Genomic DNA, 6,878 nt, shown 5'->3' with positions numbered 1-6,878 from the left:
GAGACAGGGCTGGTGCCGCGTGCTCGACAAACAAGATTTCGAGCCGAAGGCCTGGGTACCCGATACGGGCTGGCCGATCCGCCGCACCGACATCGAACCCTATCTGCCGGAAGTGCGCGACATTCTCGACCTTCCGGCCCTCCGGCCCGATATGCCGATCTCGGACGACATTCGCTGGGTGCAGCTGATCAAGAGCCCGGCCGTGCGCTTCGCCGAGAAGTTCGGCGATGAACTCGACAAGGCCAAGAACATCGCGGTGGTGCTCAACACTTGTGCCACCGAACTTTCCGGCGACGGCAAACGTGTGACGGGCGCCAGACTGTGGTCGAACGGGCAGGATGCCGGCTCCTTCAGTGCCGACTATTTCATCGTCTGCACCGGCGGGCTGGAGAATTCGCGGCTGCTTCTGTGGTCGAACCAGCGTTCGAACGGCGGCGTCGTGCCGAATGCGACGGCGCTTGGCCGCTACTGGATGGAGCATCCGACCTTCGAGGGCGGCAACGCGATCCTGGCCGACTACAACGCGTTCGAGGTCGACGCCGTCAATGAGGCCTTCTTCTCGCCGACCCTTGCCGCCATGGAGCGGCTGCAGATCATGAATTTCGGCATCCGGCTGATCGAGACGCCGTATCCCGGCGTCAAGAGCCTTATCGCCGACCTCGCCTGCACGGCACCCGACATGGCCGAGTGGATGTCCTCCAAGCTCAGTCAGAGACTGCGCTGCGCCGCCCAGCTCTACGTCGCCTGGGAACAGGCGCCGCTGGCCTCCAACCAGATCGAGTTGTCGAAGACCGATGTCGACCATGCCGGCGTGCCACGCATCGAATTGCACTGGAAGAAATCGGAAATGGAGCGCCGCACCCTGCTCGAAGGGCTCAGACTGTTCGGCAAGACGCTGATCGAGAAGAATCTCGGCCGCGTGCGTATTGCCGACTGGATCAGCAATGGTCAGGATTATCCGACCAACGACGAGACGGCGGGCCATCATCACATGGGCGGCACGCGCATGGGCACCGACGTCAGCAAGAGCGTGGTCGACGCCAACTGCAAGGTGCACGGCATGGACAATCTCTATGTCGGCGGCTCCTCGGTGTTCTGCACGTCGGGCCAATGCAACCCGACGACGACGATCACCGCGCTGGCCTGCCGGCTGGGCGACCATCTGAGCAAGGTGGTCACCGCCTGACGGTTCTGCGCTATAACGTCGCCGGGTCGAGCGCCGGCTGGTCCTTGCGTCGGGCGACGATCGCCGCGAAATCGGCGGTCTGGAAGGCATCGCGCAAGGCGTCGAAGGACGGCAGCACGAAATAGGCGCGCTGGAACTTGTCGATCTCGTAGCCGGTGCGCATCACCGTTTCCAGGTCGAAGGGCACGTGGTGGGCGTCCTTGCCTTCGACCGCGAACTGCAGCTCGGTAAACGACGACATCAGGCCGGCGCCAAAGGCCTTTAGCGGCTGGCCGGCCTCCTGCATCAAGCCGTATTCGGCCGTGTACCAGTAGAGCCTGGAAATCATCTCGTCGCCGCCCAGCGCGATGATGTCGCCGGCCTTCTCGCCATACATCTGCATGAAGTCGGCGAACACCGGTTGCGACAGCGCCGGCACGTGGCCGAAGAAATCATGGAACATGTCGGGCTCGACAATGTAGTCGAGCTCCTGCCTGGTCCGCAGCCAGTTGGTGACCGGGAAGCGGCGATCGGCGAGATGATCGAAAAACGGGGCCGCGGGAATGAGACCGGGCACCGCGACGATCTCCCAGCCGGTCAATTTGCGCAGCTTGGCGCTGACCTCGTCGAAATCGGGAATACGGTCGAGCAGGCCAAGTTTTTTGACGCCGTCGAGATAGGAATGGTGGGCGAGCCTGCGCGTCAATTTGGTCTGGCGGTCGCACAGCGTGCGCCACACCGCCTGCTCTTCTTCGCTGTAATCGTAACCCTGGGACACGGTGAAATCGGCGCGGCAGACCGAATAGTCACCGCGCAATCCTTGCGCCGCGCAGTCGCGGGCATATTCGGCAACGCTCATCGTCGTCATGGTTTTCCTCCTCGCAAATCATGAATGGCTGACGTGCCGACAGGCTAACCGGATTTGCCGAGGCAAATCGGTTTTGATGATGGCTCGAACGGAATATTTGGGATAACATCCACTCACAAAACCCTCTATCGGAGTGAAAATGCCTCAATTCGACGATTTCGAGATCAAGATGCTCGATGTCCTGCAGCGCGACGGGCGCAAGCCGGTTTCCGAACTGGCGCAAGAGATCGGCCTGTCGACGACGCCGTGCGCGCGGCGCTTCGAGGCGCTGCAGGAGGCCGGCATCATCAAGGGATTTGCCGCGGTGATCAGCCGCCGCGCGGTCGGCCTGATGGTCGAGGTGTTCATCCAGGTGCGCCTGGTCAGCCACAGCGACGGCTCGCCCGAAAGCTTCATCGCCGCCGTGCAGCGCATGAACGAGGTGTCCTCGTGCTGGACGATGACTGGCGACCATGACTTTCTACTGCATGTCATGGTGCCGTCGGTCGACGAACTCAACGCCTTCGTTATGCACCGGCTGATGCGGCTCGACGGCGTGCGCGACGTCCACACGCAGTTGGTGCTGCAGAACATCAAGGGGCCGGGCCATGTGCCGCTCGGGCATCTCAGGCGATGACAATGCCTCTCTTCGCACTCCTTGGGGAAAAGCTGCACGCAAACTGCTGAAACGGGCCAATCGCGTGTCCACATCGCCGGCCAGCTTGCGCGGACCAACTGCCCAAGAGGTCCGCCATGAAAATCGTCCTGATCAATCCGCCGCACACCGCCATCGGCAGCCGCGTGCCTGACGATCATTTGCCGCCGCTCGGTCTGCTGGCGATCGGCGGACCGCTGATCGATGCCGGCCATCAGGTGCGGCTCGTCGACGCCGAGTTTGGGCCGATGCCGCTCGATGACGTCGTACGCAACGCACTGGAGGACCACCCCGACTTCGTCCTGATCGGCCATTCCGGCTCGACCTCGGCGCACCCGACCGCCTTGCTGATCGCTGAGCAGATCAAGCAGCGGGAGCCGGCGACCATCATCGTCTATGGCGGCGTTTTCCCGACCTATCATTGGCGCGACATCCTGGCCGCTACCGATGCTTTCGACTTCATCGTGCGCGGCGAGGGCGAGGCGACCGTCGTGGCGCTGGTCGAGGCGCTGGAAATGCGCCAGCCGCCGGCGAGCGTGGCCGGCATTGCCTGTCGCGACGATCTCGGCCGTCCCGTCGCCACACAGGCCGCCATGACCATTGCCGACCTCGACGCCTACCGCGTCGGCTGGGAGTTGATTGAGCACTCGCGGTACAGTTACTGGGGCGGCAAGCGGGCCGTGGTCATGCAGTTTTCGCGCGGCTGTCCGCATCTGTGCAACTATTGCGGCCAGCGCGGCTTCTGGACCCGCTGGCGGCATCGCGACCCGGTGAAATTCGCCAGGGAGATCGCCTGGCTGCACCGCGAGCACGGCGTCGAGCTGATCAATCTCGCCGACGAGAATCCGACGGTCTCGAAGAAGGCCTGGCGTGCCTTCCTCGACGCCCTTATCGCCGAGAACGTGCCGGTGCTGATCGTCGGTTCGACCCGTGCCGACGACATCGTGCGCGATGCCGACACCCTGCATCTCTACCGCAAGGCCGGCGTCATCCGCTGGCTGCTCGGCATGGAAAACACCGACGAGCAGACGCTTCAATTGATCCGCAAGGGCGGCAGCACATCATCCGACCGCGAGGCGATAAGGCTGCTGCGCCTCAACGGCATCCTGTCGATGGCGACCTGGGTGGCCGGCTTCGAGGACGAAGGGTTCCGCGATCTGTGGCGCGGCTTTCGCCAGCTCATCGCCTACGACCCCGACCAGATCCAGGCGCTCTATGTGACGCCGCATCGCTGGACGCCGTTCTTCCGCATCGCGCGGGATCGCAAGGTGATCCAGCAGGATGCGCGCCTGTGGGACTACAAGCACCAGGTGCTGCAGATGACGCGGCTGAAACCCTGGATGCTGTTCTTCAGTGTCAAGCTGATCGAGCTGGCTGTGCAGTCGCGGCCGAAGGCGCTGGCCCGCATCCTGTTCCACAAGGATCCCGAGCAGCGCCATTCGATGCGCTGGTACACGCAGATGGGCCGCCGCGTGTGGTTCCGCGAGGTCTGGGGCTTTCTGGTCCGCGACATCAGGGTGAAAGACGGCCCGACGCTGGCCGAATTCTGGGGCGCGCCGCAGGACGCCGAGGAGGAATCGATGTCCGTTCGACGCCCGGTACGCAAGCTGGCACCGCCCGAGGTCACGATTTTGCCGAGTGCCTGACTGTTGCTGTGCCCTGGTTAAGGGGTGTTGAGATTCAGGTCAGGCCGAGCCGAAAACGGTGGCTTTCGAGAACCGGAGCGCAGCGGACGTTCGGGTCCGTGAGCACCGGAAGCGGAGAAAGTCGCCGTTTGCAGGCCGGCATCACCTGAATATCAATGCCCATCAAGGCACGATCAGCGTGCCGGCACCGTGCTCGGTGAACAGTTCCAACAGCACCGCATGCGGCGTCTTGCCGTTGAGGATGACGACGCCTTCGACACCGCGTTCGATCGCTTCGATGCAGGTCTCGACCTTGGGGATCATGCCGCCCGAGACCGTGCCGTCCTTGATCAGCGCCTTGGCCTCGGCCACGGTCAGTTCGTCGATCAGCTTCTTGTTCTTGTCGAGCACACCAGGCACGTCGGTGAGGAACAGCAGGCGCGTCGCCTGGCAGGCGCCGGCAATGGCGCCGGCGAAGGTGTCGGCATTGATGTTGTAGGTGTGGCCGTCGCGGCCTGGCGCCACCGGCGCCAGCACCGGGATCATTTCGGAGCGTGCCAGAAGATCGAGCAAGGTGCGGTCGACCTCGACCGGCTCGCCGACGAAGCCGAGATCGAGCACGCGCTCGATGTTGGAGTCCGGATCGATCATGGTCTTGCGGGCCTTTTCGGCGAACACCATGTTGCCGTCCTTGCCGCACAGGCCGATCGCCCATTCGCCCTCGGCGTTGATCAGCGCGACGATCTCCTTGTTGATCGAACCGGCCAGCACCATTTCGACGATCTCGACCGTCTTCTGGTCGGTGACGCGCAGGCCGCCCTCGAACTTGGATTCGATGCCCATCTTGGCCAGCATGGCGCCGATCTGCGGGCCACCGCCATGGACGACGATCGGGTTGACGCCGGACTGCTTGAGCAGCGCGATGTCGCGCGCGAAGGCCTTGCCGAGCTCGATGTCGCCCATGGCATGGCCGCCATATTTCACCACGACCGTCTTGTGCTCGTAGCGCTGCATGTAGGGCAGCGCCCGCGACAACAGGGCTGCCTGCATTTCGGCGGTGGCGGTTATTTCCGTCATCGGCTTGGTTCCCGGCTTTTTATTTTAAGCACGTCGTTGTCCCAAAACCCCTGGACCCTTTTGGACGACATGCATCAGGTAAGGACGGCGGCGTCTTAGCGGGAATTGGCGCCGCCCGCAAATGGCTTTGCTGCCATATTCAAGCGCTTCACGACCTCGTCATCGTGTCGGCACCATCAGCGGCGCCCTGCGGTCCAGCCAACCCGAGATCTTCTCCATCTGCGCGGCGAGCGACAAAAGCGTCTCCTCGTCGCCCGGACGGCCGGCCGCCTGGACGCCGAGCGGCAGGCCGGCGTCAGTGACATGGACCGGCAGCGCGATCGACGGCTGGCCGCTGACATTCTGGATCGCCGGCCAATGGGTGAACCAGAGGCTCTTATCCATCAGCTGGCCGAAGAACGGCTTCAGCTTCAGCAAGGGAGTGAGGTGAAGCTTGTCGAGCAGGTTTTCGATGAACTCGTCGGCGCCTTTCGGGTCCATGGCGCCGCAGGCGAGCGGCGGGTGGGCAATGACCGGCATCAGCACGGCGTCGTACTGCACGGTCTCCGAAATCAGCTGCCGCGAGGCGGCATGCAGCCGCTGCAGGTCGGCATAGGTCTCGCCGGCCGACACCATTTCGCCGAAGCGGGCGAGCACCCGCGTCGCCCGCTCGATGTCGCCGGTAACGGAACGGCCGACACGCAGCGCTTCGGCCCGCATCGTGCCGGCGACTGCGGAGGCAACCGTCCTGCAGAAATCGGCGAAGAACTCGCGGCCGATAAAGGGTAGGTCGATCTCCTTGACCGTGTGGCCGCCCTCGCGGGCAAGCGCCATCGCCGTGTCGAGCGCCTTGAGCGTCTCGTCCGAGATCGGCAGGCCAAGCGGGGATTTGCGGTACACGGCCAGGCTGAGCTTGCCGGGATCGCGTGCGGCAGCGGCCGCGAACGTGCCCTTCGGCGGCGGCGCGGCATAGGGCGACAGAGGATCGGACCCATGGGTGAGGTCGAGCAGCAGCGCGCAATCACGCACCGAACGGGTGAGCGCATGGTCGACGACCATGCCGTACCAGCTTTCGCTCACCAGCGGCGTCAGCGGGGTGCGGCCGCGCGACGTCTTCAGGCCGACAAGCCCGGTGCAGGCGGCAGGCACGCGGATCGAGCCGCCGCCATCGGAGGCATGCGCCACCGGCACGACGCCAGCTGCGACCAAGGCTGCCGAACCGCCCGAAGAGCCGCCGCTGGTATGGCCGGTGTTCCACGGATTGCGGGTGATGCCAAAGGCCCTGGATTCGGTCATCAATCGAAGCCCGTGCTCCGGCGATGTCGAGGTGACGATCGGGATAAGCCCGGCGGCGAGATAGCGGTCGGTCAGCACCGAATTGACATCGGCCAGCCATGCCGGAATGCGGCTGCCGCCATGCGTCGGCACGCCCCTGATGGCGATGCCGAGATCCTTGATGGCGAAGGGAACGCCGGCCAGCGGCAGCGAGCGGTCGACGGTCTTCGCACGGGCGCGGGCGGCATCGTAGAG

5 protein-coding genes and 1 pseudogene are annotated in these 6,878 nt (G+C 64.2%); 3 read left to right on the top strand and 3 right to left on the bottom strand.

The annotated features are described in order from the left end of the window. A pseudogene (locus EN749_RS23515) lies at positions 1-1,186 on the top strand (GMC family oxidoreductase); the annotation flags it as partial. 10 nt (positions 1,187-1,196) lie between these two features. Here EN749_RS23515 and phhA read toward each other — a convergent pair. After that, entirely contained in the window at positions 1,197-2,033 is an 837-nt protein-coding gene (gene phhA, locus EN749_RS23510) for a phenylalanine 4-monooxygenase (protein WP_127808370.1), read from the bottom strand. 139 nt (positions 2,034-2,172) lie between these two features. Here phhA and EN749_RS23505 point away from each other — a divergent pair, with 139 nt between their 5' ends. Both EN749_RS23505 and bchE read left to right on the top strand, forming a co-directional pair. Further along, positions 2,173-2,649: an Lrp/AsnC family transcriptional regulator gene (locus tag EN749_RS23505; RefSeq protein WP_127808371.1), complete on the top strand. Its 477-nt coding sequence runs from the start codon at positions 2,173-2,175 to the stop codon at positions 2,647-2,649. A gap of 116 nt (positions 2,650-2,765) precedes the next feature. After that, entirely contained in the window at positions 2,766-4,313 is a 1,548-nt protein-coding gene (bchE, locus tag EN749_RS23500; protein ID WP_128364065.1) for a magnesium-protoporphyrin IX monomethyl ester anaerobic oxidative cyclase, read from the top strand. 162 nt (positions 4,314-4,475) lie between these two features. On the opposite strand, the gene argB is transcribed toward bchE, so the two are convergent. Both argB and EN749_RS23490 read right to left on the bottom strand, forming a co-directional pair. Then, positions 4,476-5,369 carry an acetylglutamate kinase gene (gene argB, locus EN749_RS23495; protein WP_013528489.1) on the bottom strand — a complete coding sequence of 298 codons (894 nt, stop codon included), beginning with the start codon at positions 5,367-5,369 and terminating at the stop codon, positions 4,476-4,478. A 159-nt stretch (positions 5,370-5,528) separates the two neighbouring features. Continuing rightward, a partial coding sequence (locus EN749_RS23490; RefSeq protein WP_145990981.1) for an amidase occupies positions 5,529-6,878 on the bottom strand: 1,350 nt, incomplete at its 5' end.

Origin of the sequence: Mesorhizobium sp. M7A.F.Ca.ET.027.02.1.1 (assembly GCF_004022985.1) — a bacterium.
Classification (GTDB): Bacteria; Pseudomonadota; Alphaproteobacteria; order Rhizobiales; family Rhizobiaceae; genus Mesorhizobium.
The sequence above is the reverse complement of the archived record's forward strand: the minus strand, read 5'-3'. Positions and strand labels throughout refer to the sequence as shown.